Here is a 24,282-nt window from a genome sequence, read left to right on the forward strand (position 1 = left end):
AGGTTATTTATAGACCTGTTTTACAAGTTGGTTTTGTTGAGTGCTTAGTTCTTTTAGTTGCGCGTGTTATTGCCCTGTAAGTTGTAACGTGGCCAATACACAAGTATGAAATTTAACGCGAAATAGAACGGGTTGAGGAAGTTGCATAACGGCATTGTTCGATCCATTGATCGCAAAGCCTGTTGTCCAGAATGCCAAGTGGCGTAGAGTCCACCTTTTATGGCCTGAAACCCCTCATGCCACTTTTAAGGTCGTCAGCCGTGCACAACATCGGACTCATCGTTTACCCCGGCTTCCAGGTACTCGGCCTCGCCATGTGCGCCACTTTCGAGCTGGCCAACAACACTACCACCGAGCCGGTGTACAGCCTTTCACTGCTGTCCGAGCACGGCGGCACGGTGCAGACCTCCGCCGGTTTCGGCGTGGAAACCAGCGCTTTCGATCAGCGCACTTTCGACACGCTGCTGGTGATGGGCGACAACGTGATTCGTCCGACGTCGCCCGGCGTGGTGGCGTTTTTGCGCAGCGCCAGCCAGACCACTCGCCGTATCGGTTCGATCTGCACCGGCGCCATCGCGCTCGCCGAGGCCGGTTTGCTGGACGGGCGGCGGGCGACCACGCATTGGTGCCATGCGCCGGCCTTGCAACGAGCGTATCCGAAGGTGATCGTCGAGGAGGACCGTATTTTCATCAACGACGGCAACCTCTGGACCGCCGCGGGCATGAGTGCGTGTGTCGACCTGGCCTTGGCGTTGGTGGAAAAAGACCTCGGTGCTGACGTGGCGCGCACGGTGGCCCGGCAACTGGTGGTGTATCACCGCCGCGCAGGGGGGCAGTCGCAGTTTTCGGTGATGCTGGAACTCGAACCGAAGACCGACCGCATCCAGGCGGCATTGACCTACGCCAAGCAACACTTGAAGTCGGCGTTGTCGGTGGAGCAATTAGCCGAGGCGGCCAATCTGAGCCCTCGGCAATTCAGTCGGGTGTTCCAGGCCGAAACCGGGCAATCACCGGCCAAAGCTGTCGAAAACCTGCGGGTAGAGGCCGCGCGGCTGATGATGGAAACCGGGCGGCACGCCATTGATGTGGTCGCCACCGAAACCGGTTTTGGCGACCGTGAGCGCATGCGTCGGGCGTTTATTCGCGCGTTCGGGCAGCCGCCGCAGGTGATTCAGCGCGCGAACCGGACGTGATAATCGGCATGTCCTAAAAGGTGGTGTATTCGGCATTTAAGACAAAATATGATTGCCGTAATCTTTATCTCGTTGAAGCCCAAACCCTCAGTGAGATCACCGCCATGACCATTGTCAAAGCTGCTGCCGTCCAAATCGCACCTGTGCTCTACAGCCGTGAAGGCACTGTAGAAAAGGTGGTTAACAAGATTCGCGAACTCGGCGAGAAGGGCGTGCAGTTCGCCGTTTTCCCGGAAACCATCGTCCCGTACTACCCGTATTTTTCTTTTGTGCAGGCGCCTTTCAAAATGGGTGCCGAGCACTACAAATTGCTCGATCAGGCGGTGGTGGTGCCTTCTGCGACCACCGATGAAATCGGCAAGGCCGCCAAGGAGGCCAACATGGTGGTGTCCATCGGCGTCAACGAGCGCGATGGCAGCACCCTGTACAACACGCAGTTGCTGTTTGATGCCGACGGCACCCTGATCCAGGCCCGGCGCAAGATTTCGCCGACCTATCACGAACGCATGATCTGGGGCATGGGCGATGGCTCTGGCCTCAAAGCGGTGGACAGCGCCGTTGGCCGCATCGGGCAACTGGCCTGCTGGGAACATTACAACCCGCTGGCGCGTTACGCCCTGATCGAAGACGGCGAACAGATTCACGCCGCGATGTACCCCGGTTCATTTGCCGGTGAACGGTTTACCCGCCAGATGGAAGTCAGCATCCGCATGCACGCCCTGGAATCGGCCTGCTTCGTGGTCAACTCGACGGCCTGGTTGTACCCGGAACAACAAGCCCAGATCATGGCCGACACCGGCTGCGAGATCGGTCCGATTTCCGGCGGTTGCTACACCGTGATCATCGACCCGCAAGGCGAAGTCATCGGCGCGCTGACCGAAGGCGAGGGCGAAGTCATCGCTGACATCGATTTGTTCGAGATCGAGATCCGTAAACGTCAAATGGATGGTCGCGGTCACTACAGCCGTCCGGAAATCCTCAGCCTGAACATCGACCGCACACCACACCGCCATGTTCATGAACGCAATGCCCAGCCGACGTTGGCGGTGGCTGCACCAGTGGAAGAGGTGTGACCAGGTAAACGTATTGGTGTGCCGGGGCTCTCATCGCGTGCAGCTCCGGTTACGCCATTTTTTGTTGTCCGGTATTTGAACCCGCAGTGGCCTGCGCTAGACTCCAGCCCCATGAAACGCTATCTGCGGTTTTGCCTGATTTTCCTGATCAGCCTCGCGCTTCCCCTGAGTGGAATGGCGGGCGTTTCCGCACCTGCAGAACCTTGTCCGATGAAAACCATGGACATGTCGATGATGGGTGACATGGGCATGGACTGCTGCCAGGACATGAGCACCGCGCCAGACCATGGCAAACCTTGCAAGCCGGGTCAGGAGTGCAAGACCGGTGCCCTTCTGCAAGTCTCGATCATCAAACCTCCCGTTAATCTGTTCAGCCCTGTGATAGCCACATTCTTCGCGGATGCGCTGCCTGTCCAGACCCCGTCCGGGGTATGGCGACCCCCTCGCGCCTGATTCCTGTTCCACGTTGAGCCCCATTCCGCCTGTGCGGGATGGCGTTGCTGCGCGCCTGTTAAAGCGCGCCGCGGATCATGACAGGAATTCAAGACATGAAACTCATGTGCTTTCGTACGGGGTGGCCGCTCGCGGCGGCCCTGGCGGCAAGTGTATTGGCGTTGCCGTGCGTCGCTGCCCCACTGACCCTCGATGAAGCCTTGCGGCTGGCCGATAACAACGCGCCGTCGCTCACCGCTCAAGCAGAAAAACTCCAGGCGGCCCGAAGCGCCGCGATTCCTGCCGGTGAATTGCCCGACCCGAAGCTGTTGCTGGGGGTGCAAAACTTTCCGGTCGGCGGCCCTGATCGGGGCACGCTGGACCACGACTTCATGACCATGCAAATGGTCGGTGTGATGCAGGAAATGCCCAGTGGCGACAAGCGCCGGGCGCGCACCGAAGTCGCCGAAGCGGCTGTAGACCTGGCCGCTGCGCAAGGGCGGGTCGAGCGCCAGACTGTGCGTCAGGCCACGGCGCTGGCCTGGATCGACAGTTATGCCGTCGAGCTGAAACACGCGCTGTTCCAGGAGTTTTATCGCGAGAACCGTCTGTTGGCCGACATCGTTCGCGCGCAGATTGCCAGCGGTCGTGCGCAACCGGCCGATGCCGTGACGCCCAGGCAGGAAGCGGTGCAACTGGAAGAGCAGCAGGACCAATTGACGTTACAGCGAGCCCAGGCGCGTGCGGCGCTCAAGCGCTGGATCGGTCCTGCGGCCAATGAGCAACCCACCGGCAACTGGCCGCAATGGCCCATCGATACCTCGGGTTATGTGCACAAACTCGAGCATCACCCGGAGTTGGCAGCGTTCGCGCCCATGACCCGGCAAGCGCAAGCCAAAGTCCGCGAAGCCGAAGCCGAGAAGCAATCCGACTGGAGCTGGGAGCTCGATTACCAGAAGCGCGGGCGTGAGTTCGGCGACATGGTCAGTGTGCAATTCACCTTCGACCTGCCGCTGTTTCCCGAGACGCGGCAGAACCCGAAGATCGCTGCCAAACGGGCCGAGCTCAATCAACTTGAAGCCGAGCGTGAGGCGTTGACTCGCGAACACACCCAGCAACTGGAGGCGCAATTGGCCGAGTACGAACGCCTGGACCGCGCGGTGCGTCGCACACAGGAAAGTGTGTTGCCGCTGGCCACGGAAAAAGCCGAGTTGACCCTCGCCAGTTACCGGGCGGGCAAAAGCGATGTGTCAGCGGTTGTCGCTTCCCGGCGTGAACTGATCGAGGCCCGCTTGAAGCAGATCGACATCAACGAACAGAAAGCGCTGACCAGCGCCCGGCTGTATTTCGCCTACGGGGAGACTGGCCAATGAGCCGCATAAAAAGCGTGGCAGGGTTTGCAGGCGCTATCGCGCTGGGCGGTCTTGGCGGTTATTGGTTCGCTCATCAATCTGCAACGACGAATCAAGGCACCATGGCCGGGGACGAGCGCAAGGCTTTGTACTGGTACGACCCGATGTACCCGCAGCAGAAATTCGACAAGCCCGGCAAGTCGCCTTTCATGGAAATGGAGCTGGTGCCGCGCTACGCCGACGACACGGCCAATACGGCCTCCCTCCAGATCGACCCGAGTGTGACGCAGAATCTCGGTCTGCGGCTGGCGACAGTCAGTCGCGGCACTCAGTCATCGAGCCTTGAGGCTGCCGGTGTGCTGGCTTACAACGAGCGGGATGTGGCGGTGATTCAAGCGCGTACGCCGGGTTTCGTCGAACGGGTTTACGCCCGTGCGCCGGGCGATGTGCTCAAGGCGGGGGCGCCATTGGCGGACATTCTGGTGCCGGAATGGGCTGGCGCCCAAGAGGAGTTTCTGGCGCTCAAACGCCTGGGTGATCCCGGTCTGTTGGCTGCCGCCCGGCAACGTCTGCGCCTGACGGGGATGCCGGCCGCGTTGATTGACCAGGTTGAACGCAATGCAAAGGTACAGTCGAGCCAAACGATCACCACGCCGATTGCCGGGGCGCTACAGGAACTGAACGTGCGCGTCGGCATGACCCTGGCCGCCGGAGAAACACTGGCCCGGGTCAATGGCCTGAACAGCGTCTGGCTGACGGTGGCGGTGCCGGAATCGGCCGCAGGGTCAATCCAGACCGGTCAAACCGTGGAAGCCCGGCTGGCGGGGTTCCCGCAGGCGGTGCTGCACGGGACGGTCAATGCGATCCTGCCGCAAGTCACTGCGGACAGCCGCACGGTCAGTGTGCGCATTGAACTGCCTAACAGCGAGGGACGCTTGCGTCCCGGGTTGACGGTGCAGGTGCGTTTGCAAGGCGCCACCGACACCACGTTGCAGGTGCCGAGTGAAGCCGTGATTCGTACGGGCCGGCGGGTGCTGGTGATGCTGGCCGAAGAGGGCGGGCGCTACCGTCCGGTGGAAGTGCAAGCCGGGCCGGAAAGCGACGGCCAAACGGCCGTGCTCAAGGGGTTGGAGGAGGGCCAGCAGGTGGTCACGTCGGGGCAGTTTCTGCTCGACTCCGAAGCCAGCCTCAAAGGCATTGTCGTGCAGCCGCTGGAAAAAAGCGGAGGCCAGCCATGATTGCCGCACTGATCCGCTGGTCCGTGGCCAACCGTTTCCTGGTGCTGCTGGCGACGCTGTTCGTCACGGCGTGGGGCGCGTGGTCGGTACAGAGCACACCCATCGATGCGTTGCCGGACCTGTCCGATGTCCAAGTGATCATTCGCACACCGTATGCCGGCCAGGCGCCGCAAATTGTCGAGAACCAAGTGACCTACCCACTGGCAACGACCATGTTGTCGGTGCCGGGGGCGAAGACCGTTCGCGGCTATTCCTTTTTCGGTGACAGCTTTGTGTACGTGTTGTTTGAGGATGGAACCGACCTGTACTGGGCACGTTCACGGGTGCTGGAATACCTGAGTCAGGTGCAGAGTCGTCTGCCCGCCAGCGCCAAACCCGCGCTGGGACCGGACGCCACCGGGGTTGGCTGGATCTTTCAATACGCGTTGGTGGATCGCAGCGGTGGTCACGATCTGGCGCAACTGCGGGCGTTGCAGGACTGGTTCCTCAAGTTCGAACTCAAGACCTTGCCCAATGTCGCCGAAGTCGCCACGGTCGGTGGCATGGTCAAACAGTATCAGGTGCAACTCGAGCCTTTGAAAATGGCCAGTCTGGGGATTACTCAGGCGCAAATCACCGACGCCATTGGCAAGGCCAATCAGGAAACCGGTGGCGCCGTGCTGGAGTTGGCCGAGACCGAATTTATCGTGCGGGCTTCGGGCTATCTGAAAACCCTCGATGACTTTCGGGCCATTCCTCTCAAGCTCGGTGTGGGGAGCGTGCCCGTCACCCTTGGCGATGTGGCAACCGTTCAACAGGGACCGGAAATGCGCCGTGGCCTGGCGGAACTCGACGGCGAAGGCGAGACCGTGGGCGGCGTGGTGATTTTGCGCAGCGGCAAGAACGCCAGCGAAACCATCGCTGCGGTCAAGGCCAGGCTGGATGCGCTAAAAAGCAGCTTGCCCGCGGGTGTGGAGATCGTCACCACGTACGACCGCAGTAAATTGATCGATCGCGCCGTGGAAAACCTCAGCCACAAGTTGATCGAAGAATTCATCGTCGTGGCCCTGGTGTGCGGGATTTTCCTCTGGCACTTGCGCTCGGCGCTGGTGGCGATCATCTCGTTGCCGGTGGGGGTGTTGATCGCCTTCATCGTGATGCGCCATCAAGGGATCAACGCCAACATCATGTCCCTGGGCGGGATCGCCATCGCCATTGGCGCCATGGTCGATGCTGCCGTGGTGATGATCGAAAACGCCCACAAGAAAATCGAAGCCTGGCACACGGCTCATCCGGGCGAAACCCTGACGGGTGAGCGGCACTGGCAGGTGATGATCGATGCGGCGGTGGAAGTGGGGCCGGCGCTGTTCTTTTGCCTGCTGATCATCACGCTGTCGTTCATTCCGGTGTTCACACTGGAGGCGCAGGAGGGGCGTCTGTTCGGTCCGTTGGCGTTCACCAAAACCTATGCCATGGCGGCTGCGGCAGGGCTGTCGGTAACATTGGTGCCGGTGTTGATGGGTTACTGGATACGGGGACGGATCCCCAATGAACAACAAAACCCGCTCAACCGTTGGTTGATCAGGCTCTACCAACCGGCGCTGGACGCGGTGTTGCGCCGGCCAAAGATCACACTGCTGGCGGCGTTGCTGGTGTTGGTCAGCGCGGTGTGGCCGATGTCGCGCCTGGGAGGCGAGTTCCTGCCGCCGCTGGACGAAGGCGACTTGCTGTACATGCCCTCCGCATTGCCGGGGTTGTCAGTACAGAAAGCTGCGCAACTGCTGCAACAAACCGATCGCCTGATCAAGACCGTCCCGGAAGTCGAGCACGTGTTCGGCAAGGCCGGGCGCGCCGAGACCGCCACCGATCCGGCCCCGCTGGAGATGTTCGAAACCACCATTCAGTTCAAGCCCCAGGATCAGTGGCGCCCCGGTATGACCCCGGAAAAACTCGTGGAAGAATTGGATCGCGTGGTCCGTGTGCCGGGGCTGACCAATATCTGGATTCCGCCGATTCGCAACCGCATCGACATGCTCGCCACCGGCATCAAAAGCCCCATCGGGGTCAAAGTTGCGGGCAATGACCTGGCGCAAATCGATGCTGTCACGCAAGGCGTGGAGCGGGTCGCCAAAGGGGTGTCGGGTGTCAGCTCTGCGCTGGCCGAACGATTGACCGGCGGGCGTTACATCGATGTGGACATCGACCGTAAGGCGGCCGCTCGTTATGGGCTGAACATCGCCGACGTGCAATCGATCGTGGCGGGTGCCATCGGGGGTGAAAACGTAGGAGAAACCATCGAGGGGCGCGCGCGGTTCCCGATCAATGTGCGTTATCCGCGAGAGTGGCGTGATTCCCTTGGCTCACTGGAGCAATTGCCGATCTACACACCTCTGGGCAGTCAGATCACCCTCGGCACGGTGGCGAAAATCAAGGTCACGGATGGGCCTCCGATGCTCAAGAGCGAAAACGCCCGGCCCTCCGGTTGGGTGTACATCGATGTGCGTGGGCGGGACATTGCGTCAGTGGTCGCCGATTTGCGCCGGGCCGTTGCTGAACAGGTGACGTTGCAGCCCGGCATGAGCCTGAGCTACTCCGGGCAGTTCGAGTTTCTGGAGCGGGCCAATGCGCGGCTAAAACTGGTGGTGCCGGCCACGCTGCTGATCATTTTTGTCCTGCTTTATCTGACCTTTGCCCGTTTCGACGAGGCCTTGCTGATTATGGCCACGCTGCCTTTTGCACTCGTGGGCGGAGCGTGGTTCCTCTATGGGCTGGGGTTCAATCTTTCGGTGGCCACCGGCGTTGGCTTCATTGCGCTGGCCGGGGTGTCTGCCGAGTTTGGCGTGATCATGCTGCTGTACCTGAAAAATGCCTGGGCTGAGCGCGAAGACGCTGGCGACCGGACAGAACACGGGTTGGTGGCAGCGATTCGTGAAGGTGCAGTGCAGCGGGTTCGACCCAAGGCCATGACCGTGGCCGTGATCATTGCCGGCCTGTTGCCGATTCTGCTGGGCAGTGGCACCGGCAGCGAGGTCATGAGTCGCATCGCCGCGCCCATGGTCGGCGGCATGATCACCGCGCCCTTGCTGTCACTGTTTGTGATTCCGGCGGCGTATCGCTTGATGCGCCGTCGTCCGCTCCTGTCAAAAAACCCTAAAGCTCAAGGAAACGCCCAATGAAACTGACTCTGATCGCAGTAACAAGCACGGTGATTGCTCTTTCTCTTTCTGCCCACGCAGCGGATATGCCCGGCATGAAGATGGATGACATGGCCATGGACGGTCAGCCGATGAAGGCGCAAACAGCGCAAGCACCGGTTGCCAAGGCGGCGGGTACGGTGAAGTCAATCGACAGTGCCAAGCACACGGTAACCATCGCCCACGGTGCCGTACCCGCGGTGAAGTGGCCGCCGATGACCATGGGGTTCAAGGCTACAGAGGCGCAATTGGCTGCGGTGAAGGTGGGGGACCAGGTGAACTTCGAGTTTCAGCTTGAAGGGGCGACGGCGACGATCGTATCGATCGATGTAGCGAAGTAGCGCGTGGCGAGCCCGGTGGTGCGAAGGTCATCCGCACCACCGGTTCGTTTGCGTCAGAGCTCCTGACCCAGGAAAATCAACGTATTGCCATGCGCCTCAGCCGCTGCGCGCTGGTTATAGCTGTCGCGGTGCGAGCAGTTGAAGCCGTGTTCAGCTTCCGGGTACACGACAATTTCCACGTTATCGTTGGTGTCGAAACGCTCGGCGATTGCCTCCACGGCTTCCAGCGAAATATGGCTGTCTGCTTCACCGAAGTGCATCAACAGCGGTACTTCGATGTCATCGGCGCGGTCCAGGTGGTTCTGGATACCGCCGCCGTAATAGGCAACCGCCACATCCACATAGCCATTGGTGGCGGTGAGGTAGGACAACAAACCACCGAAGCAATAACCGATGGAGGCGATGCCGCCGTCCAGACCTGGTTGCGCATCGAGGGCGTCGATGGCCAGTTTGATGTCGGCCTGCGCCTGGGTGATGTCGGTGGCGTTCATCAACTCGACGGCGCGCTTCCAGCCGGCTTCGTCGTAGGTCAATTCGATGCGATGGCCGCTGCGCCAGAACAGGTCCGGCACGATCACCAGATAACCATCAGCGGCGTATTGTTCGGCGACCGAGCGGATGTGCTCGTTGACACCGAAGATCTCCTGGATCAATACGATTCCAGGGCCATTTTGAGTATGCGGAATGGCCAGGTAAGCGCCGAATTTACCGTCGTCGCTGTCGATCTCGATCCATTGGGTGGTTACGCTCATGGTGGCTCCTGTCTACGCAAGTGAGGTGTAGGGTGAAGCTTGCCACGGTAGCATCTCAACGATTGTGACGGCGCCAGAAAAATCGCGCCAGCAGCGTATCGAGGCTCAGCTTGCCGGCACCCGAGAGCAACAATGGCATCAGGGCGGCGAGGTAGATCAGCGGCAGTTTGAAGTTGCCGTGACCTTTGTTGCTGATGGCGTAACCCTGGGCAAGCTCACTCAATGTAGACCAATCGGCCGGCCAGTGAACGGCAGCGGTGGCGACAACCGTGACCACCATCAGACTGATCGCCGATATCCGCGTGCCAAGGCCCGCCAGAATGGCGAGTGCGCCAATCAGCTCGACCCACATCGACAGTTCCCAATTCAGCGTGGCCGGCAACTGGTCGAACGGGAACGGAAAACGGTCCTGGATATCGGCAAACCAGTTTTCGCCGTTCCATTTTTCAAGGCCGGACTCAAAAAATTCCCAGGCGATGAACAACCGCAAGGTCAGGGGCGCGAGCCAGCTGCCGGCACGGTCGAGGTTCAGGTGCAGGCCTTTCACGGCCGAAGAAATTGAAGTGTTCATTGGCATGATTTCCGTCTGGTCAGGAATGCGGGGCAACGGCGTGCCCCGCGCGATGGGTTACTCGCTGGCGCCGCACTTGCCTTCGCCACATTTGCCTTCGGCGGGTTTTTCCGACGTGTCGGCATGAGCCTGGCTGTAGCCGTGCGTCAGTTGTTTCATGCTGAACGCTTCGGATTCGGACGCCGAAGCGACGTTCGACAGGGCCAGGCCACCCGCGATGAGCAGGCCGAGGGTCAGGGAAGAAGTCGAGAGTTTGAACATGGTGATACTCCGTAGCTTGAGTGAGTGGAGCGCTTTGATCGGCGTGGCCAATCGACTGGCGTAGTTCATCAAGCGGGTGTATCTGCGATGTGTCGTTGCAGCGGGGTTTTATGGGCGAGGTGTGTCAGGAGGCTGGCTGTACACACACTGATACATAGCCACAACAAACAGGGGATTTGTGGTGGATTTGAGGTTGTGTGGTGCCGGCCGGTCCGGCGCGTGACGCTCCGGGCAATTTCCTATACATTTTCCGGCCGCCCCCCTGCATGGTGAAACCGCTTCATGTCTCTTGCGCTCGAACGTCTAGTCGCTGGCACGCCGATTCCTTTTTCCGGTAATCGTGTCACGGTTGTCAGCCCCGAACTGGCCGCGCGGTTTCAGCCCGGGGACCACCTGCTGGTGGAGCAGGTCAGCGGCGAATTGTTGCTGATTCCGGTGGCCGACCAGCAAGCGGCCAGCGTGGCGATCGAGCGAGCAGAAGCCGCATTCACCGCGATGTCGACGGTGTCGGATCAAGCGATCAGCACCTTCTTCGACCTCTTTGCCCAGCGTCTGGAAACCCCGCAATGCTGGGACTTGATCGCGGCCGCCAACCTCGCCGACATCGAACGGGCCAAGGCTCGTGGGCGCTCCACCACGCGTTTGCTGGCCGATGAGCGCATGCGCCGCGACATGATCGCCGGCCTGCGGGCCTGGCGCGATGCGCCAGCCTCACGCGGCAAAGTGATCAGTTGCGTTGAGCATGACGGCTGGAAAGTCGAACAAGTGGTGTCGCCGCTGGGCATCGTCGCGTTTGTCTTCGAAGGCCGACCGAATGTGTTTGCCGACGCCGCCGGTGTCTTGCGCACCGGTAACACCGCCGTGCTGCGCATTGGCAGCGATGCGTTGGGCACCGCCCAGGCGATCGTCACCCATGCATTGAATCCGGCATTGAGCGACGCCGGGTTGCCGGTCGGCGCGGTATCGCTGGTCGAAAGCGTCAATCATGCGGCCGGTTGGGCGATGTTCGCTGACCGGCGTCTGTCCCTGGCCGTGGCCCGAGGTTCAGGGCGTGCGGTCAGTCAATTGGGCAGCATCGCTCAACAGGCGGGCACCGCCGTCAGCCTGCATGGCACTGGTGGCGCCTGGCTGATCGCTGACAAGGACGCCGACGCGACGCGTTTCGCCGCCGTGGTGCGCAATTCTCTGGACCGCAAGGTCTGCAACACGATGAACGTCTGCCTGATCCAGCGCGACCGCGCCGCCGATCTGGTGCCGTTGTTTCTCGATGCATTGCAACAAGCCGGCAGCGCGCGGGCCCAAGGCTGCAAATTGCACATCGTCGAAGGCAGCGAGTCGTACTTGCCGACGCACTGGTTGAGTGCGAGCGTCGAAGTATTGCGCGCCGAAGGTTACCGGACCGAGGCGATGGCCGAGCCACTGCCGGAGGATCAATTGGGTCGCGAGTGGGAATGGGAAGAAACCCCGGAAGCCAGCTTGATGATCGTCGATGACCTGGACCGTGCAATTGCCTTGTTCAATCGTTACAGCCCGCAATTCACGGTGTCGTTGATCAGTGAGAATGACGCGGCGCATGAGCGTTTCTACAACGCGGTCAATGCTCCGTTTGTCGGTAACGGCATCACGCGTTGGGTCGACGGGCAGTACGCCTTGAACAAGCCGGAGTTGGGGCTTTCGAACTGGGAAAGCGGCCGGCTGTTTGCGCGCAGCGCGATTCTCTCGGGAGACGGGGTGTTCACGGTTCGTAGTCGCATGACGCAGACCTCTTTGTCGGTCAAACGCTAGGCGAGGGGCACACTATAATTAAGGTGTTTGCTCCTTCGTTCTGAAAGAGGGATACACCATGAAACTTCGTTCCTTCGAGCAATATTCTCATCACCTGGAGTCGGTCGCCCACGATGCATGGCTGACGACCCGGGTGAAATCGGTCCTGGCCATGGACGATCCAACCCTGGGACTGCAAATTCACGTCAAAACCCATGCGGGCACGGTGGCGTTGAGTGGCCGGGTCACTACCCATCGGCAATGTGAAAAGGTCGTTGCACTGACTCGTTCGGTTCAGGGGGTTGTCGATGTCGATGCCAGGGAGTTGCTGACTCACGTATTCACACCCGGCAGTTTTCCCGAACCACCTGACGCCGAAGAACGCAGTGAGCGTCGGCCACCGGATGACAAATGAGCCTGATGATCCCATCAGCAGCGCTCCTGTAAGCCAGGAGCGCTGCGCAGGGGAGGCGCATCAGGCGGCTTGTACAGTTTTGCCGTAAACAGCGCAGGTAGCGGGATGTTCTGCCAGCGACACGAAAGTGCGGCTGCTGGCTTCCAGAGCGTCAATCGAACCGGTCTCGATGTCGTAGACCCAGCCATGCAAATTCAACAGGCCTTTTTCTTGCGCCAGGCGCACGCTCGGGTGCGTCTGGATATTGGCCAGTTGCGCGATGACGTTTTCCCGGACCATTGAACTTACCTTCGCCGCGTCAGTGGCGTGAGGGCGGGATTGGTTGATGACTTTTGCCGACTCGGCGTGCTGCAACCAGCCGCTGACCGCCGGCAGGTGATCCATGCATTTACACGAGGCGATGGCGGTCATGGCGCCGCAATCCGAATGCCCACAGATCACAATGTCGCTGACACCGAGCACCGCAACCGCATATTCAACCGTGGCCGACACACCGCCGGGGTGCGGGCTGTATGACGGCACGATGTTGCCGGCGTTGCGGATGACGAACAATTCACCGGGTTCCTGCTGGGTCAGCAGTTCGGGGACGACACGGCTGTCGGAACAGGTGATGAACAACGTGCCGGGATGCTGGGTGGTGGCCAGGTGTTTGAACAAATCGGTGCGTTGTGGAAAGGCTTCGTTCTGAAACTTCAAAAAGCCGTCGATGAGCGCTTTCATGGTGATGTCCTCACTATTGTGTGTAGCAGCTGTCGAGCCTGCGTTCGGCTGCGAAGCAGTCGCCTGGATTGGCGAAGACTGCGTCTTCGGACGCAGCCTCGCGGGCTCGGCAGCTGCTACGGGGTTAGGGTGTTGGTTAGAACGGGCGCAGTGGCAGGAACTTGCCGTCGAGGGTGATCACCGCTCGGGAGCCACCTTCCGGGTCTTCGACTTTCTTCATGTCGAGCTTGAAGTTGATCGCGCTGATGATGCCGTCGCCAAATTGCTCATGAACCAGGGCTTTGAGGGTGGTGCCGTAGATCTGGATCATTTCGTAAAAGCGGTAGATGGTCGGGTCGGTCGGGACACCCGAGAGGCTGCCACGCAGCGGAATGATCTGCAGGCGGGCCACGGTGTCGGCGTCCAGGTCGAGTTTTTCGCCAATCACTTTGGCGGCGGTTTCCGGCAATGGATGCTGGCCGAGAAGGGCGGCGGTGACATAGGCCAGACCCAGGCCGGTGCCGTCGGTCAGGTCCTGCCAGGACAGATTTTTGCGGGCCTTGGCATCGAGAATCGAGGTGGTCAGGGCCAGACTCGGGTCGTTGTAAGCGTGGGACTGTTGCATGGTGATTCTCCTGTCGGCGTGGTGTCGCTTGGGTGTGAAGCCATCTTCTGCCGATTGACTCATAGCGTCCAAGATCGATATACAATGCTTTGCATAAGTCCTGCCTATAGATGAAGAGCCATGCTGCTACGACATTTGCGTTACTTGCTGGCCGTCGCCGACCACGGCGGTTTCACCCGGGCCGCCGAGGCGCTGCATGTTTCCCAGCCGACCCTGTCGCAGCAAATCCGCCAGCTTGAAGAAACCCTGGGGGTCAGCCTGTTCGACCGCACCTCGCGCACCGTCAAGCCGACCGATGCAGGAGAGGCCTATATCGAGTGCGCCCGCCGCGTATTGGTTGAGCTGGACGCCGGAAAACGTGCGCTGCATGACGTGAAGGACTTGTCTCGCGGCACCTTGCGCCTGGCCATGACGCCCACGTTCATGGCGTATCTGGTGGGGCCGTTGGTGCGCGATTACGTGGCGCGGTATCCGAATATCCATCTGGAGATTTTCGAGTTGTCGATGGACGACATCGAGGCGGGGTTGGCGGATGACTCGCTGGATATCGCCATCGCGTTCAATGACGTCAGAAATGCCGACATCGAGTCGATTCCGGCCTTTACCGAGACGCTGGGCGTGATGGTGGGGCAGGGGCACCCGTTGTATGACAGCCAGGTCGCATTGCCTGCTGAAGAGCTCGCTCAACTGGCGTTTGCGCTGTTGACCCCGGACTTCGTCACCCGCACCCGCATCAATGAGTATTTTGCTCAGGAACAGATCACCCCCAAGGTGGTGATTGAGGTCAATTCTGTCAGCACGTTGCTGGAGGTCATTCGGCACACGGCCATTGCCACCATCCTCCCGGAGGCCATCGCCAGCCAGGAGCGCGCGCTGCGCAAGATTCCATTGCTGGGGGCAGCGCCTACCCGTGGGGCGGCGTTGCTTCGTCGTAAAAACAACTACCACAGTGCGGCGTCGGTGGCGTTCATGAATCTGGTGTTGGGGACGCCTGCGCTGGCGTCAACGACCTCAATCTTCCACTGACTGGCACATGACTTTGCCGCTTTTGCTGGTGGCAGACACGACGACGGAATCGTCTTCGGCAAGGCTGATTGAAATCGTGACACCCGAACCCGTGGTTTCGAAGTGGCGATCATCGACGGCTTTGGTTTCGGCTTCTTTGTTGTTAATCAGTACCGGACCATCCTGATCCGCATGAACCGTAACGTTTGCGGGGCAGTCCGCATCGAATGGCGGGATGCCGGGGGTGGTGTTTGCAAGTGCGGCAATTGCAACCGGAAACAGCAGGAATGTCAGGGGGTTTTTCATTGCAAGCCTCCATAAATCCAGCAGCGCATACCGATAACCATAGCTTCATTTACGGCGCACACGACAAACAAAAAAAGGCCCCGCTCGATATGACGAGCGGGGCCTTTTAATTTAGAGACGCTGGATAGAACCGTGGGGAGTATCAGTAGAACCGATCAATCACCCGAACTTCGTTCTGGTTTTGCAGCGATGCCCAGGCCTGTTTCAGCGTTTGCAGAACATTACCGATGAAGTCCTTGTCGGCTGCGGCTTTCTTGCCGACATAGCCATGGCCGCGACGGTACATCTTCAGTCGGGCCAGCAGGTTCTGGTTGTTCTGATCGAACTCCGCTTCGTGAGCATGAGGCGACAGGCAGTCGATATGAACCTGGCCCGATTTGCTGATCCACAGGATGTGGCTGTCGTGGCTGTCTTTTTGCGCAGCGAACATACGAGCCAGTTCATCGATAGTGGGTTGGTTGTTCAGATTCATAATATGCCCCTTGACCATTTGGTGATCTTTCAAAGTTGATTCGCTAATACAAGTAGCCCATCGGTTAGTTGATCCCTGGCACCGAAACCAGGACGTCAGCGGTCGGCCGTTGAATTCAACGAGGTCGCGCATCTGTTGCATGTAGTCGTGTTGAATAACTGCTACGCAAAAGCGTCACAACGAAGAGAAGCAGCGAATACCTTCTGGCCATTGCCGACTTTTCAGGGTCGGCCACAAGCTTCATGAGGATTGATCGCTAGCGCTTCTCGTCCTTGTACTGGACGTTCGGGCCAGGTCAGCTTCTTCAATCTGCCTTGTGGGCAGCGTGTATCCGGGAAAAACAGCTCGGCGGTCAGACGAGCTTGCTCAAACATGTTGCGGTACTCCCGATCGGGGAGATGTCTGCATCATGCAAGGGCAAATCGGAGGCGTCAACAGTTATGTAGTGATTATTTTCAGTCACTACATATTGTCTGACAAAACGGATTGGAATGAGAAAAGTCTGTAGGAGAAGCCCGTCAGGGTGACGGCGACGGACACTGGAAACGGTAGAAGGTGCAGGGATAACCGTCTACAGACCGCTGATGCAGGGTGAATTGGCCGCCTGCGAGATCAGGGATCACTTTGGCCCAGAACCGCCGTGCGGGCGGGTTCGCATCCAGATGGAAAATCTGCCATTGACCGGGGAACTGGCTCAAGAGGGTGGAAACGACAAACTTCGCGACACCTTGGCCACGGAAACGCCGACTGACAAAGAAGTAGCCGATGTTGTATTCGGCACCCTCGAGGTGGGTGTCGCCGTCCACGCTCACGAAACCGGCAAGCTCACCGTCGACTCTGATCAAAAACGGCCGGGTCGCGGGGGTGCGCCAATAACCCGGTTTGGGCTGGATGTTGAAAAAACCATGTTCACCCAGTTTCAGTGGCAGCCATTCGCTGAAGTCGTACACATAGAACTGCATCAGATTTTCGATGGTGTCCAGTTCGTCGCGCTTTGCGGCGTGCAGTTCTATCGAAGACATGTCGGAGCGCTCCAGGTTGAGCAGGGCTGTCCGTGAATCATGCAATGTGGTGAGAAGTTGTACTTTGCGCCTTTCTTCAGCGCGTGAAAGTGGGGCTGTCGACGGGTTTGAAGAACACTAGACCATCACGATCCATTTGAAGTGCCATCAACCTTAACTTGCCGGTTTCGCCGTGCGTTTGGTGCCCGTGGACGGTTTGCGTTTCGCCGGTTTGCGCTTGTTCTTCCACGGTGCGGCACCACGCCCGGCCGGGCTTGCCGGCCCGCTGATGGTCAGGCTCAGACCGGCGCAACGCGCGACTTGCTTGCTCATCCATGCCGCCTGTTTGGTGACGAATTCTTCCAGGCTCATTTCGCCGCTCTGCACCATGTCCAGCGCCTGCTCCCAGATCGCCGTGGTGCCGGGGTCGGCAATGGCGCGCGGCACGGCATCGATCAGGCTGAAGGCCGCCGGGGTGGCGGCCAGGGCCTTGCCGTTCTTGATCAGATAACCCCGGTCGAGCAAGCCCTGGATGATCGACGCGCGTGTCGCCTCGGTGCCGATACCGGTGGTGTCCTTGAGTTTCTGCTTGAGCAGCGGATCCTCCACCAGTTTGGCGACGTTCTTCATGGCCTTGATCAGGTCGCCTTCGGTGAACGGTTTGGGTGGTTGCGTCCAGAGGTCCTTGAGCTTCACGTCGGCCACGGCGCAATCAAGCCCTTCGGCCAATGCCGGTAGGGTTTGCGGCGCCGGCACCTCTCGGCCCTTGGCGGGGGCGAGGGCCTCCGGCAGCGCACGCTTCCAGCCGGGCTCGACGATCTGTTTGCCGACGGCGCGCAAGGCTTCACCGGCGCAGTCGAAGTCAGCCTGGGTGCGATCGTATTCATGATTGGGCAGGAACTGCGCCAGATAGCGGGCACGGATCAGCGTGTAGACCGCCCGTTGCTTGCCCACCAACCGATCAAGATTCTTCGCCGCGGCCGTTGGAATGATGCCGTGGTGCGCCGTGACCTTGGCATCGTTCCAGGCCCGTGAGCGCCGCTGGGGTTCAAGGTAATCGTTCAGCGCGTTCAGGGTTGGATCGGCTTGTCGCAGGGCGGCGAGGATGCCCGGGGCCTCGCTGTGCTGACTCATCGGCAGGAAACCGCAATCACTGCGCGGGTAGGTGATGACCTTGTGGGTTTCGTAGAGCGCCTGGGCAATATCGAGGGTTTCCTGGGCGCCGAGCCCGAGCTTCTTTGAACAGACTTCCTGCAAGGTGCCCAGATCAAAGGGCAAAGGCGCGACTTCACGCATGCGTTCGGTGCGCAGCTTTTTTACCCGTGCGCTAGCGGCGTTGCCAATGGCCTGGGCTGCGCTCTGTGCCAGAGACTGATTCAGGCAGCGATCCTGATCGTCGCAAGCGTCGGATGCCGCGCGCCACTGTGCAGTGAACGCCGTGCCATCGTGCAGCAGTTGCACGTCGATGGCCCAATAGGCCACGGGGACGAAGTCGGCAATGCTGCGATCACGATCCACGACCAGCCTCAGGGTCGGTGTTTGTACCCGACCCACCGGCAATACGCCCTGATAACCGGATTGGCGGCCCAGCAGCGTAAACAACCGGCTCATGTTCATCCCGATCAACCAGTCGGCCCGGGAGCGGCCCAACGCCGAATGATAAAGGCTGAAGGTCTCCGCCCCTGGCTTCAAGGCGGCCAGTGCCTTGCGGATTGATGCATCGTCCAGCGCTGACAGCCACAGCCGGCGGATCGGCCCGCGATAACGGCAGTGCTCGACCAGCTCGCGGGCGATCATTTCGCCTTCACGGTCGGCGTCGGTGGCGATCACCAGTTCATCGGCCTCGCCGAGCAAGCGTTTCACGGCTTTGTACTGGCTGGCGGTGCGCGGCTTGACGGTCATCTTCCATTTATCGGGAATGATCGGCAGGTCCGCCAATACCCAGCGTTTGTAGCGCGCGTCGTAGGCGTCCGGCGGTGCGGTTTCCAGCAGATGACCGATGCACCAGGTCACCGTGACGTCTGTTCCCAGCCAGCAGCCGTCGCCCCGGCGCTTGGCGCCGAGCACTGCTGCAATGTCTTTGGCCTGGGAAGGTTTTTCACAGAGGTACAGCCGCATAACCACCATCGTTCATCAAATGTGCAAGAGGCGCACAGAATGGCGGGTGATGAGCGATGGAGCAATCATTATCTGTATGGATGTACAGCTAAAGCTGTTGCGTTTGTTTGCGGCAGTCAAAATGCCCCGTTTGGCTGCGAGGCAGGAGCAATGATGAATTTTGGGTTATACCTGAAAGTCGTGGTCTCAGGTTTTGGGGCTGCTGTGCGATCCATCGGGCAAGTCGGATCGCCGCACCGCACGCTCCCACAGGTTCATCACCGTCATGAGGAACGTATTCCATGAAAAGCTCCGGTCCCAGTCCTGTCATCACCATCGCAGAGCAGCCAGGCTGCCTGTTGGTGAAGTTTCATGGCATCCAGGTGGCCGCGTCTGCACGCGCACTGGTGCTGCTGGAAGCCAATTACCCGCCGGTGTACTACGTGCCGCGAGAGGACATCGACGAAAAGTATTACGCGCGCACCGATCACACCAGCTATTGCCCCTACAAGGGCGATGCCAGCTATTTCAGTTTGCAGGTGCCGGGGCATGAAGGAGCTAACGCCGTGTGGAGTTACGAAAATCCCAAGATCTCGGTGGCGCAGATTCGCGAGTACGTGGCGTTCTATCCGGATCAGGTGAAGTTTGAATTGCTCGACTCCGAGGTCTGAAGGGTAACAAAGCCACGCGTGGCGAGGGCACCAGCACCCTCGCCACAACGACCTGTCAGTTTTTGTCCAGGTCCACGTTCTTGGTTTCACGCAAGCAAATCATCCCCACCACCAGGCTCACCGCGGTAATCACCACCGGGTACCAAAGCCCGTAGAAGATGTCGCCGGTGTAGACCACCAACGCAAACGACACTGTCGGCAGGAACCCGCCAAACCAGCCGTTACCGATGTGATAGGGCAGGGACATCGAGGTGTAGCGGATGCGCGTGGGGAACAGTTCGACCATCAATGCCGCCAGCGGGCCGTAGCACATGGCAGAGATGATGATCAGCACCACGATCAACGCGACGATCATCGGTTTGTTGATTTGCTGCATATCGGCTTGGGACGGATAGCCAGCCAGTGTCACCGCGCCACGCAGGGCGGCTTCGTCGTAACCGTCGATTTGTACCTCGCCGATGCTCACCTGCACGCCACTGCCGGCGGGTGCGGCTGCGCTGGCGTAGGGCAGGCCTTGTTTGACCAGGAAGGTTTTGACCTTGTCGCACGGGCTATCAAATTTCGCCTTGCCCACGGGGTCGAACTGGAAGGTGCAGGTGGCCGGGTCGGCCATGACCGTGATCGGCGCCTGGCGGCTGGCCTGGTCAATGGCCGGGTTGGCGTAATGCGCCAGGGATTTGAAGATCGGGAAATACAGCGCGGTGGCCAGCAACAGGCCGATCATCAATACCGGTTTGCGCCCGACCTTGTCCGACAGCCAACCAAAAAAGATGAAGAACGGCGCGCCGATGATCACGCTGACGATCAGCAAGCCGTTGGCCACGGCCGGGTCCATCTTCAGGAATTGTGTGAGGAAAAACAGCACGTAAAACTGCGCGGCATAGAAGGTCACCGCTTGCCCGGCATTGATGCTGAACAGGGCGATCAACACGACCTTGAGGTTTTCCCACTTGCCGAAGGAATCGCGCAGCGGCGACTTGCAGAGTTTGCCTTCTTCTTTCATTTTCACGAAAGCAGGCGACTCATGCAGGCTCAAGCGGATCCAGGTCGAGATGCCCAGCAAAATGATCGAAAACAGGAACGGAATCCGCCAGCCCCACACTTCGAACTGATCGCCCGTGAAGTAGCGGCAACCGAGCACTACCAGCAGCGACAGCAGCAAACCGAGGGTCGCCGTGGACTGAATCCAACTGGTGTGGAAACCGCGTTTGCCCATCGGCGCGTGCTCCGCGACATAGGTGGCAGCGCCGCCATATTCACCACCCAGGGCCAGGCCCTGAAGCATGCGCAGCACCACGAGGATGATCGGCGCGGCGATGCCGATGCTCGCGTAGGTCGGCAGCAAGCCGACGCAGAAGGTCGCCAGGCCCATGAGCACAATGGTCGCGAGGAACGTGTATTTACGCCCGATCATGTCTCCCAGTCGCCCAAATACCAGCGCACCGAAGGGCCGCACGATGAAGCCTGCAGCAAAAGCCATCAGCGCAAAAATGAACGCCGTGGTGTCATTCACCCCGGCGAAAAACTGTTTACTGATCACCGCCGCAAGGGCGCCATAGAGGAAAAAGTCGTACCACTCGAAGACCGTCCCGAGCGACGACGCGAAGATGACTTTGCGGGTGCCGTGGCTGATGGCCGCGACGGGTATGGCTTCCATTGGCTGAACATGTTCTGACATATCGGTATCCCTCACAGTGATTGTTTTTGTTGTTCCACTGTCGGCGCCGGTCTTGTGGGCTGGCGCCGCTATTCCTTGATCAAGAGACTGCGGTCAGTGCGGTTTCGTTCGGGGCAAAACTCCTTGTGGGTGAGTCGAGCATCAACTGCGCGGCTTTTTCGGCAATCATCAGCGTTGGCGAACAGGTATTGCCGGAGGTGATGCGCGGCATGATCGACGCATCGGCAATGCGCAGACCGGGAACGCCGTGGACACGCAGTTCGGCGTCGACCACTGCGTCTGCGTCGTTGCCCATCCGGCACGTGCCGACCGGGTGAAAAATGGTGGTGCCGATTTGCGCGGCGGCCTGGTGCAATTCTTCCTCGGTCTGCAAACGATCGCCGGGCAAGTACTCGACCGGATTGAAGGCCTGCAGGGCCGGTGCGGCGACGATGCGGCGGGTCAGGCGAATGGCGTCGGCGGCGACGCGCAGATCCTCTGGGTGGCTCAGATAGTTGGGCTGGATCAGCGGCGCTTGCTGTGGGTCGGCTGAACGAATGTCCACTCGGCCACGGCTTTGCGGCCGCAAATCACAGACAGAGGCGGTAAAGGCGGGGAAGGGGTGCAACGGTTCGCCGAAGCGTTCCAGCGACAAGGGTTGCACGTGGTATTCGAGATTCGCCGAGGTCTGTTCCGGCCCCGAGCGGGCGAAGGCCCCCAGTTGACTCGGCGCCATGGAGAGCGGGCCGCTGCGGTCATACAAATAGCGCAGGCCCATGCCCATCTTGCCCCACACGCTGCCGGCGATCTGATTTAGCGTGCGCGCGTTTTCCAACTTATAGATCAGTCGCAGTTGCAGGTGATCCTGCAGGTTACCGCCCACGCCCGGCAGCTCATGGGCAACGTCGATCCCCAGTTTTTGCAGCAGCGGGCGAGGGCCAATCCCCGAGCGCTGGAGGATGCCCGGTGAGCCGACGGAGCCGGCACACAAGACGATTTCCCTACGTGCCTTGAAGGTTTTCGCCTGGCCTTGCCAGCGTGTGAGGACGGCGCAGGCGCGGCCGTTTTCCAGCAGCACACGGTCGACCTCAACGTCGGTCAGCACCGTCAGGTTGGCACGGTGGCGGATCGGTTTGAGAAACGCCTTGGCCGCGTTCCAGCGGATTCCGGCCTTCTGATTGACCTGAAAGTAACCGCAGCCTTCGTTATCGCCCTGGTTGAAATCGTCGATGCTGGCGATACCGCTTTGCTCGGCAGCGCTGCGGAAGGCATCCAGAATCGGCCACGACAACCGCTGACGTTCGACCCGCCAGTCGCCAGCGGCACCGTGAAATTCCGAATCGCCGGCAAAATGGTTTTCGCTCTTCTTGAATAGCGGCAATACGTCGTTCCAGCTCCAGCCCGGATTGCCGTCAGCGGCCCAGCGATCATAGTCGCCCGCCTGGCCACGCATGTAGATCATGCCGTTGATCGAGGAACACCCGCCGAGGACCTTGCCGCGTGGGTAACTCAGCGTCCGCCCCTGCAGGCCGGGTTGCGCCTCGGTTTTGAAGCACCAGTCGGTGCGCGGGTTGCCGATGCAGAACAGGTAACCCACGGGGATGTGAATCCACGCGTAGTTATCGCGGCCGCCGGCTTCGAGCAGCAAGACCCGGTGTTGCGGGTTGGCCGACAGTCGATTGGCCAACAAACAACCGGCCGGCCCGGCACCGACCACGATGTAGTCGTATTCATCTGGGGAAGTCGACATCCCTGACCTCGTCTTGTTGTTCTTGTTGTCAGTCATCCTAGTTGTTAGCTTTCGTCAAAAGAATGTTAGTTTTTGCGCAGCCGCTGTGCGTTTTTAAACAGCATCACTTCAAGGACGGATCATGTTCGACTGGAATGACTTGCGGTTTTTTCTCGAGTTGCAGCGCAGCGGGCGTTTGCTCACCGCCGCGCGCCGTTTGAACACTACCCACGCCACGGTCGCGCGGCACATCGAGGCCATCGAAAAGAGCCTCGGCACGGCGCTGTTCGTCCAGCATGCGCAGGGTTACGAATTGACGCCGGCCGGCGAAGCGCTGCTCAAACACGCCGAAGCGATGGAAAACGTCGCGCTGCTGGCCCAGGAAGAAATCACCCAGTCCACGGCACCGCTGGGCAAGATTCGCGTCGGGGTGACGGAAGGGCTGGGCATCATGTTCCTGGCCAGCCGCATGAACGGTTTGTTCGAACGCTACCCGGGGCTGGAAGTGGAGCTGGTGGCGGTGCCGCGCTTCGTCAGCATCCTCAACCGCGAAGCCGAGATCAGCATCCACCTCGAACGCCCGTCCGCCGACATGCTGGTCACCCGCAAACTCACCGACTATCGCCTGGCGCTGTACGCCAGCCAAGCCTATCTGGACCGCGCACCGCCCTTGCACAGCCGCGAAGACCTCGCTCGTCACGCCTGGATCGGCTATGTCGACGACCTGCTGTTCAGCCAGGAACTGATGTTCCTCAACAGCTTCTGCCGCAATCCCCAGGTGGTGTTCCACAGCACCAGCGTCATCGCCCAGCAACAGGCAGCGCGTTCTGGGTTGGGGATTGCGGTGTTGCCGTGCTACATGGCCAGCGCAGATCCGGAACTCGTGCCGTTGCTGCCGGAGGAGAGCATCCAGCGCAGCTACTGGATCAGTACGCGGCGCGAGCTGCACAAATCGGTGCGGCTGCGCGTGCTGTGGGATTACGTGGTGGAGTTGTGTGAAGTTGAGCAGGCGTTGTTGTTGGGCTAATGTTTTTGCGTCCAGCCAATGGATGACGACAAGGAGCGTTATCCGACACTCCGTCGTGATAAAGGGAGCTTGCAGCATGACCGATGAGACAACAGTAAAAGGGCCCGCGTCGTACTTCCCGTCCATTGAGAAAAAGTATGGACAGCCCATCAGCCACTGGCTGGATTTGCTTGGGGCAGTGAGTGGCAAGAAGCACATGGAAATGGTGGCCTGGCTGAAGGCTGAGCACGGTATGGGGCATGGGCATGCCAATGCTTTGGTTGCGCATTATTTAGCGGCCGGCAAGAAGTGACTGAGCCGGGCGGGCAGGGCATGTTCATGCCCTCCCAACACCCTTCAGACAAAACACCAAACCCTGTGGGAGCCGAGCTTGCTCGCGATGACGGAGGCCCATTCAACATCGATGCCGCTGACACACCGATATCGTC

Annotated in this window: 24 protein-coding genes; 13 read left to right on the forward strand and 11 right to left on the reverse strand. The window is 60.0% G+C overall.

Annotation, left to right across the window (positions count from 1 at the left end; genetic code table 11):
* The first annotated feature begins 260 nt into the window (after nucleotides 1-260).
* The 7 genes from LOY55_RS12795 (at nucleotide 261) to LOY55_RS12825 (ending at nucleotide 8,802) form a co-directional block, all read left to right on the forward strand.
* Nucleotides 261-1,193, forward strand: coding sequence for a GlxA family transcriptional regulator (locus LOY55_RS12795; protein WP_046027665.1), 933 nt, complete (start codon nucleotides 261-263; stop codon nucleotides 1,191-1,193).
* A 104-nt stretch (nucleotides 1,194-1,297) separates the two neighbouring features.
* Nucleotides 1,298-2,266 carry a nitrilase-related carbon-nitrogen hydrolase gene (locus tag LOY55_RS12800; RefSeq protein ID WP_258668016.1) on the forward strand — a complete coding sequence of 323 codons (969 nt, stop codon included), beginning with the start codon at nucleotides 1,298-1,300 and terminating at the stop codon, nucleotides 2,264-2,266.
* A 111-nt stretch (nucleotides 2,267-2,377) separates the two neighbouring features.
* On the forward strand, nucleotides 2,378-2,719 hold the full coding sequence (locus LOY55_RS12805) for a hypothetical protein (RefSeq protein ID WP_077430312.1): 342 nt from the start codon (nucleotides 2,378-2,380) through the stop codon (nucleotides 2,717-2,719).
* A gap of 95 nt (nucleotides 2,720-2,814) precedes the next feature.
* Nucleotides 2,815-4,071 (forward strand): TolC family protein, encoded by a 1,257-nt coding sequence (locus LOY55_RS12810; protein WP_109784625.1) that lies wholly within the window; start codon nucleotides 2,815-2,817, stop codon nucleotides 4,069-4,071.
* Nucleotides 4,068-5,288 (forward strand): efflux RND transporter periplasmic adaptor subunit, encoded by a 1,221-nt coding sequence (locus LOY55_RS12815; protein ID WP_223524624.1) that lies wholly within the window; start codon nucleotides 4,068-4,070, stop codon nucleotides 5,286-5,288. Before LOY55_RS12810 ends, LOY55_RS12815 begins: the two co-directional genes overlap by 4 nt.
* On the forward strand, nucleotides 5,285-8,443 hold the full coding sequence (locus tag LOY55_RS12820; RefSeq protein ID WP_223524627.1) for an efflux RND transporter permease subunit: 3,159 nt from the start codon (nucleotides 5,285-5,287) through the stop codon (nucleotides 8,441-8,443). The genes LOY55_RS12815 and LOY55_RS12820 overlap by 4 nt, the downstream gene beginning before the upstream one ends.
* Entirely contained in the window at nucleotides 8,440-8,802 is a 363-nt protein-coding gene (locus LOY55_RS12825) for a copper-binding protein (protein WP_046027655.1), read from the forward strand. The genes LOY55_RS12820 and LOY55_RS12825 overlap by 4 nt, the downstream gene beginning before the upstream one ends.
* 53 nt (nucleotides 8,803-8,855) lie before the next feature.
* Here LOY55_RS12825 and LOY55_RS12830 read toward each other — a convergent pair whose 3' ends face one another.
* Genes LOY55_RS12830 through LOY55_RS12840 form a run of 3 tightly spaced genes read right to left on the reverse strand, consistent with a single transcriptional unit; the run spans nucleotide 8,856 to nucleotide 10,386 of the window.
* A complete protein-coding gene (locus tag LOY55_RS12830) occupies nucleotides 8,856-9,554 on the reverse strand; it encodes a dienelactone hydrolase family protein (protein ID WP_223524630.1) in 699 nt (232 codons plus the stop codon).
* Nucleotides 9,555-9,609: 55 nt separating this feature from the next.
* Nucleotides 9,610-10,125 (reverse strand): DoxX family protein, encoded by a 516-nt coding sequence (locus LOY55_RS12835; RefSeq protein WP_046027652.1) that lies wholly within the window; start codon nucleotides 10,123-10,125, stop codon nucleotides 9,610-9,612.
* A gap of 57 nt (nucleotides 10,126-10,182) precedes the next feature.
* A complete protein-coding gene (locus LOY55_RS12840) occupies nucleotides 10,183-10,386 on the reverse strand; it encodes a hypothetical protein (protein WP_077430307.1) in 204 nt (67 codons plus the stop codon).
* A gap of 282 nt (nucleotides 10,387-10,668) precedes the next feature.
* Between LOY55_RS12840 and LOY55_RS12845 the strand changes: the two genes are divergently transcribed.
* Nucleotides 10,669-12,171: an aldehyde dehydrogenase family protein gene (locus LOY55_RS12845; protein WP_223524633.1), complete on the forward strand. Its 1,503-nt coding sequence runs from the start codon at nucleotides 10,669-10,671 to the stop codon at nucleotides 12,169-12,171.
* A 58-nt stretch (nucleotides 12,172-12,229) separates the two neighbouring features.
* A complete protein-coding gene (locus LOY55_RS12850; RefSeq protein ID WP_046027647.1) occupies nucleotides 12,230-12,565 on the forward strand; it encodes a BON domain-containing protein in 336 nt (111 codons plus the stop codon).
* Between the two features lie 60 nt (nucleotides 12,566-12,625).
* Here the strand turns inward: LOY55_RS12850 and LOY55_RS12855 are convergent, their stop codons facing one another.
* Nucleotides 12,626-13,285: a carbonic anhydrase gene (locus LOY55_RS12855; protein WP_109784629.1), complete on the reverse strand. Its 660-nt coding sequence runs from the start codon at nucleotides 13,283-13,285 to the stop codon at nucleotides 12,626-12,628.
* Nucleotides 13,286-13,421: 136 nt separating this feature from the next.
* Nucleotides 13,422-13,889 (reverse strand): cyanase, encoded by a 468-nt coding sequence (gene cynS, locus LOY55_RS12860; RefSeq protein WP_077430305.1) that lies wholly within the window; start codon nucleotides 13,887-13,889, stop codon nucleotides 13,422-13,424.
* A gap of 120 nt (nucleotides 13,890-14,009) precedes the next feature.
* On the opposite strand from cynS, the gene cynR reads away from it, so the two are divergent.
* A complete protein-coding gene (cynR, locus tag LOY55_RS12865) occupies nucleotides 14,010-14,915 on the forward strand; it encodes a transcriptional regulator CynR (protein ID WP_223524636.1) in 906 nt (301 codons plus the stop codon).
* On the opposite strand, the gene LOY55_RS12870 is transcribed toward cynR, so the two are convergent.
* The 4 genes from LOY55_RS12870 to LOY55_RS12885 form a co-directional block, all read right to left on the reverse strand.
* Nucleotides 14,901-15,200 carry a hypothetical protein gene (locus LOY55_RS12870; RefSeq protein WP_109784632.1) on the reverse strand — a complete coding sequence of 100 codons (300 nt, stop codon included), beginning with the start codon at nucleotides 15,198-15,200 and terminating at the stop codon, nucleotides 14,901-14,903. The two genes, cynR and LOY55_RS12870, sit on opposite strands and share 15 nt — an antisense overlap.
* A 142-nt stretch (nucleotides 15,201-15,342) precedes the next feature.
* On the reverse strand, nucleotides 15,343-15,672 hold the full coding sequence (locus LOY55_RS12875) for a hypothetical protein (RefSeq protein WP_077432160.1): 330 nt from the start codon (nucleotides 15,670-15,672) through the stop codon (nucleotides 15,343-15,345).
* 518 nt (nucleotides 15,673-16,190) lie between these two features.
* Entirely contained in the window at nucleotides 16,191-16,694 is a 504-nt protein-coding gene (locus tag LOY55_RS12880; RefSeq protein WP_109784633.1) for a GNAT family N-acetyltransferase, read from the reverse strand.
* Between the two features lie 153 nt (nucleotides 16,695-16,847).
* Nucleotides 16,848-18,791, reverse strand: coding sequence for a DNA topoisomerase III (locus LOY55_RS12885; RefSeq protein ID WP_223524639.1), 1,944 nt, complete (start codon nucleotides 18,789-18,791; stop codon nucleotides 16,848-16,850).
* 281 nt (nucleotides 18,792-19,072) lie between these two features.
* Between LOY55_RS12885 and LOY55_RS12890 the strand changes: the two genes are divergently transcribed.
* On the forward strand, nucleotides 19,073-19,441 hold the full coding sequence (locus tag LOY55_RS12890) for a DUF427 domain-containing protein (RefSeq protein ID WP_046027635.1): 369 nt from the start codon (nucleotides 19,073-19,075) through the stop codon (nucleotides 19,439-19,441).
* A gap of 55 nt (nucleotides 19,442-19,496) precedes the next feature.
* On the opposite strand, the gene LOY55_RS12895 is transcribed toward LOY55_RS12890, so the two are convergent.
* Together LOY55_RS12895 and LOY55_RS12900 are read right to left on the reverse strand one after the other, a co-directional pair.
* Complete coding sequence (locus LOY55_RS12895; protein WP_258668017.1) at nucleotides 19,497-21,119, reverse strand: MFS transporter; 1,623 nt, start codon at nucleotides 21,117-21,119, stop codon at nucleotides 19,497-19,499.
* 79 nt (nucleotides 21,120-21,198) lie between these two features.
* On the reverse strand, nucleotides 21,199-22,848 hold the full coding sequence (locus tag LOY55_RS12900; protein ID WP_109784636.1) for a GMC family oxidoreductase: 1,650 nt from the start codon (nucleotides 22,846-22,848) through the stop codon (nucleotides 21,199-21,201).
* Nucleotides 22,849-22,969: 121 nt separating this feature from the next.
* On the opposite strand from LOY55_RS12900, the gene LOY55_RS12905 reads away from it, so the two are divergent.
* Together LOY55_RS12905 and LOY55_RS12910 are read left to right on the forward strand one after the other, a co-directional pair.
* On the forward strand, nucleotides 22,970-23,854 hold the full coding sequence (locus tag LOY55_RS12905) for a LysR family transcriptional regulator (protein ID WP_109784637.1): 885 nt from the start codon (nucleotides 22,970-22,972) through the stop codon (nucleotides 23,852-23,854).
* 76 nt (nucleotides 23,855-23,930) lie between these two features.
* The gene (locus LOY55_RS12910; protein WP_046027629.1) at nucleotides 23,931-24,146 is read left to right on the forward strand and encodes a DUF4287 domain-containing protein; all 216 of its coding nucleotides are present in this window, start codon (nucleotides 23,931-23,933) and stop codon (nucleotides 24,144-24,146) included.
* Nucleotides 24,147-24,282 lie beyond the last annotated feature (136 nt).

Origin of the sequence: Pseudomonas sp. B21-040 (genome assembly GCF_024748695.1) — a bacterium.
Lineage (GTDB): Bacteria > Pseudomonadota > Gammaproteobacteria > Pseudomonadales > Pseudomonadaceae > Aquipseudomonas.

Coding starts and splice junctions, on each gene's coding strand:
- LOY55_RS12890 (WP_046027635.1), top strand. CDS start 19,073: ATGAAAAGCTCCGGTCCCAGTCCTGTCATCACCATCGCAGAGCAGCCA.
- LOY55_RS12825 (WP_046027655.1), top strand. CDS start 8,440: ATGAAACTGACTCTGATCGCAGTAACAAGCACGGTGATTGCTCTTTCT.
- LOY55_RS12835 (WP_046027652.1), bottom strand. CDS start 10,125: ATGAACACTTCAATTTCTTCGGCCGTGAAAGGCCTGCACCTGAACCTC.
- LOY55_RS12815 (WP_223524624.1), top strand. CDS start 4,068: ATGAGCCGCATAAAAAGCGTGGCAGGGTTTGCAGGCGCTATCGCGCTG.
- cynR (WP_223524636.1), top strand. CDS start 14,010: ATGCTGCTACGACATTTGCGTTACTTGCTGGCCGTCGCCGACCACGGC.
- LOY55_RS12895 (WP_258668017.1), bottom strand. CDS start 21,119: ATGTCAGAACATGTTCAGCCAATGGAAGCCATACCCGTCGCGGCCATC.
- LOY55_RS12830 (WP_223524630.1), bottom strand. CDS start 9,554: ATGAGCGTAACCACCCAATGGATCGAGATCGACAGCGACGACGGTAAA.
- LOY55_RS12820 (WP_223524627.1), top strand. CDS start 5,285: ATGATTGCCGCACTGATCCGCTGGTCCGTGGCCAACCGTTTCCTGGTG.
- LOY55_RS12845 (WP_223524633.1), top strand. CDS start 10,669: ATGTCTCTTGCGCTCGAACGTCTAGTCGCTGGCACGCCGATTCCTTTT.
- LOY55_RS12850 (WP_046027647.1), top strand. CDS start 12,230: ATGAAACTTCGTTCCTTCGAGCAATATTCTCATCACCTGGAGTCGGTC.
- cynS (WP_077430305.1), bottom strand. CDS start 13,889: ATGCAACAGTCCCACGCTTACAACGACCCGAGTCTGGCCCTGACCACC.
- LOY55_RS12855 (WP_109784629.1), bottom strand. CDS start 13,285: ATGAAAGCGCTCATCGACGGCTTTTTGAAGTTTCAGAACGAAGCCTTT.
- LOY55_RS12910 (WP_046027629.1), top strand. CDS start 23,931: ATGACCGATGAGACAACAGTAAAAGGGCCCGCGTCGTACTTCCCGTCC.
- LOY55_RS12800 (WP_258668016.1), top strand. CDS start 1,298: ATGACCATTGTCAAAGCTGCTGCCGTCCAAATCGCACCTGTGCTCTAC.
- LOY55_RS12805 (WP_077430312.1), top strand. CDS start 2,378: ATGAAACGCTATCTGCGGTTTTGCCTGATTTTCCTGATCAGCCTCGCG.
- LOY55_RS12875 (WP_077432160.1), bottom strand. CDS start 15,672: ATGAATCTGAACAACCAACCCACTATCGATGAACTGGCTCGTATGTTC.
- LOY55_RS12900 (WP_109784636.1), bottom strand. CDS start 22,848: ATGTCGACTTCCCCAGATGAATACGACTACATCGTGGTCGGTGCCGGG.
- LOY55_RS12840 (WP_077430307.1), bottom strand. CDS start 10,386: ATGTTCAAACTCTCGACTTCTTCCCTGACCCTCGGCCTGCTCATCGCG.
- LOY55_RS12810 (WP_109784625.1), top strand. CDS start 2,815: ATGAAACTCATGTGCTTTCGTACGGGGTGGCCGCTCGCGGCGGCCCTG.
- LOY55_RS12870 (WP_109784632.1), bottom strand. CDS start 15,200: ATGAAAAACCCCCTGACATTCCTGCTGTTTCCGGTTGCAATTGCCGCA.
- LOY55_RS12885 (WP_223524639.1), bottom strand. CDS start 18,791: ATGCGGCTGTACCTCTGTGAAAAACCTTCCCAGGCCAAAGACATTGCA.
- LOY55_RS12880 (WP_109784633.1), bottom strand. CDS start 16,694: ATGTCTTCGATAGAACTGCACGCCGCAAAGCGCGACGAACTGGACACC.
- LOY55_RS12905 (WP_109784637.1), top strand. CDS start 22,970: ATGTTCGACTGGAATGACTTGCGGTTTTTTCTCGAGTTGCAGCGCAGC.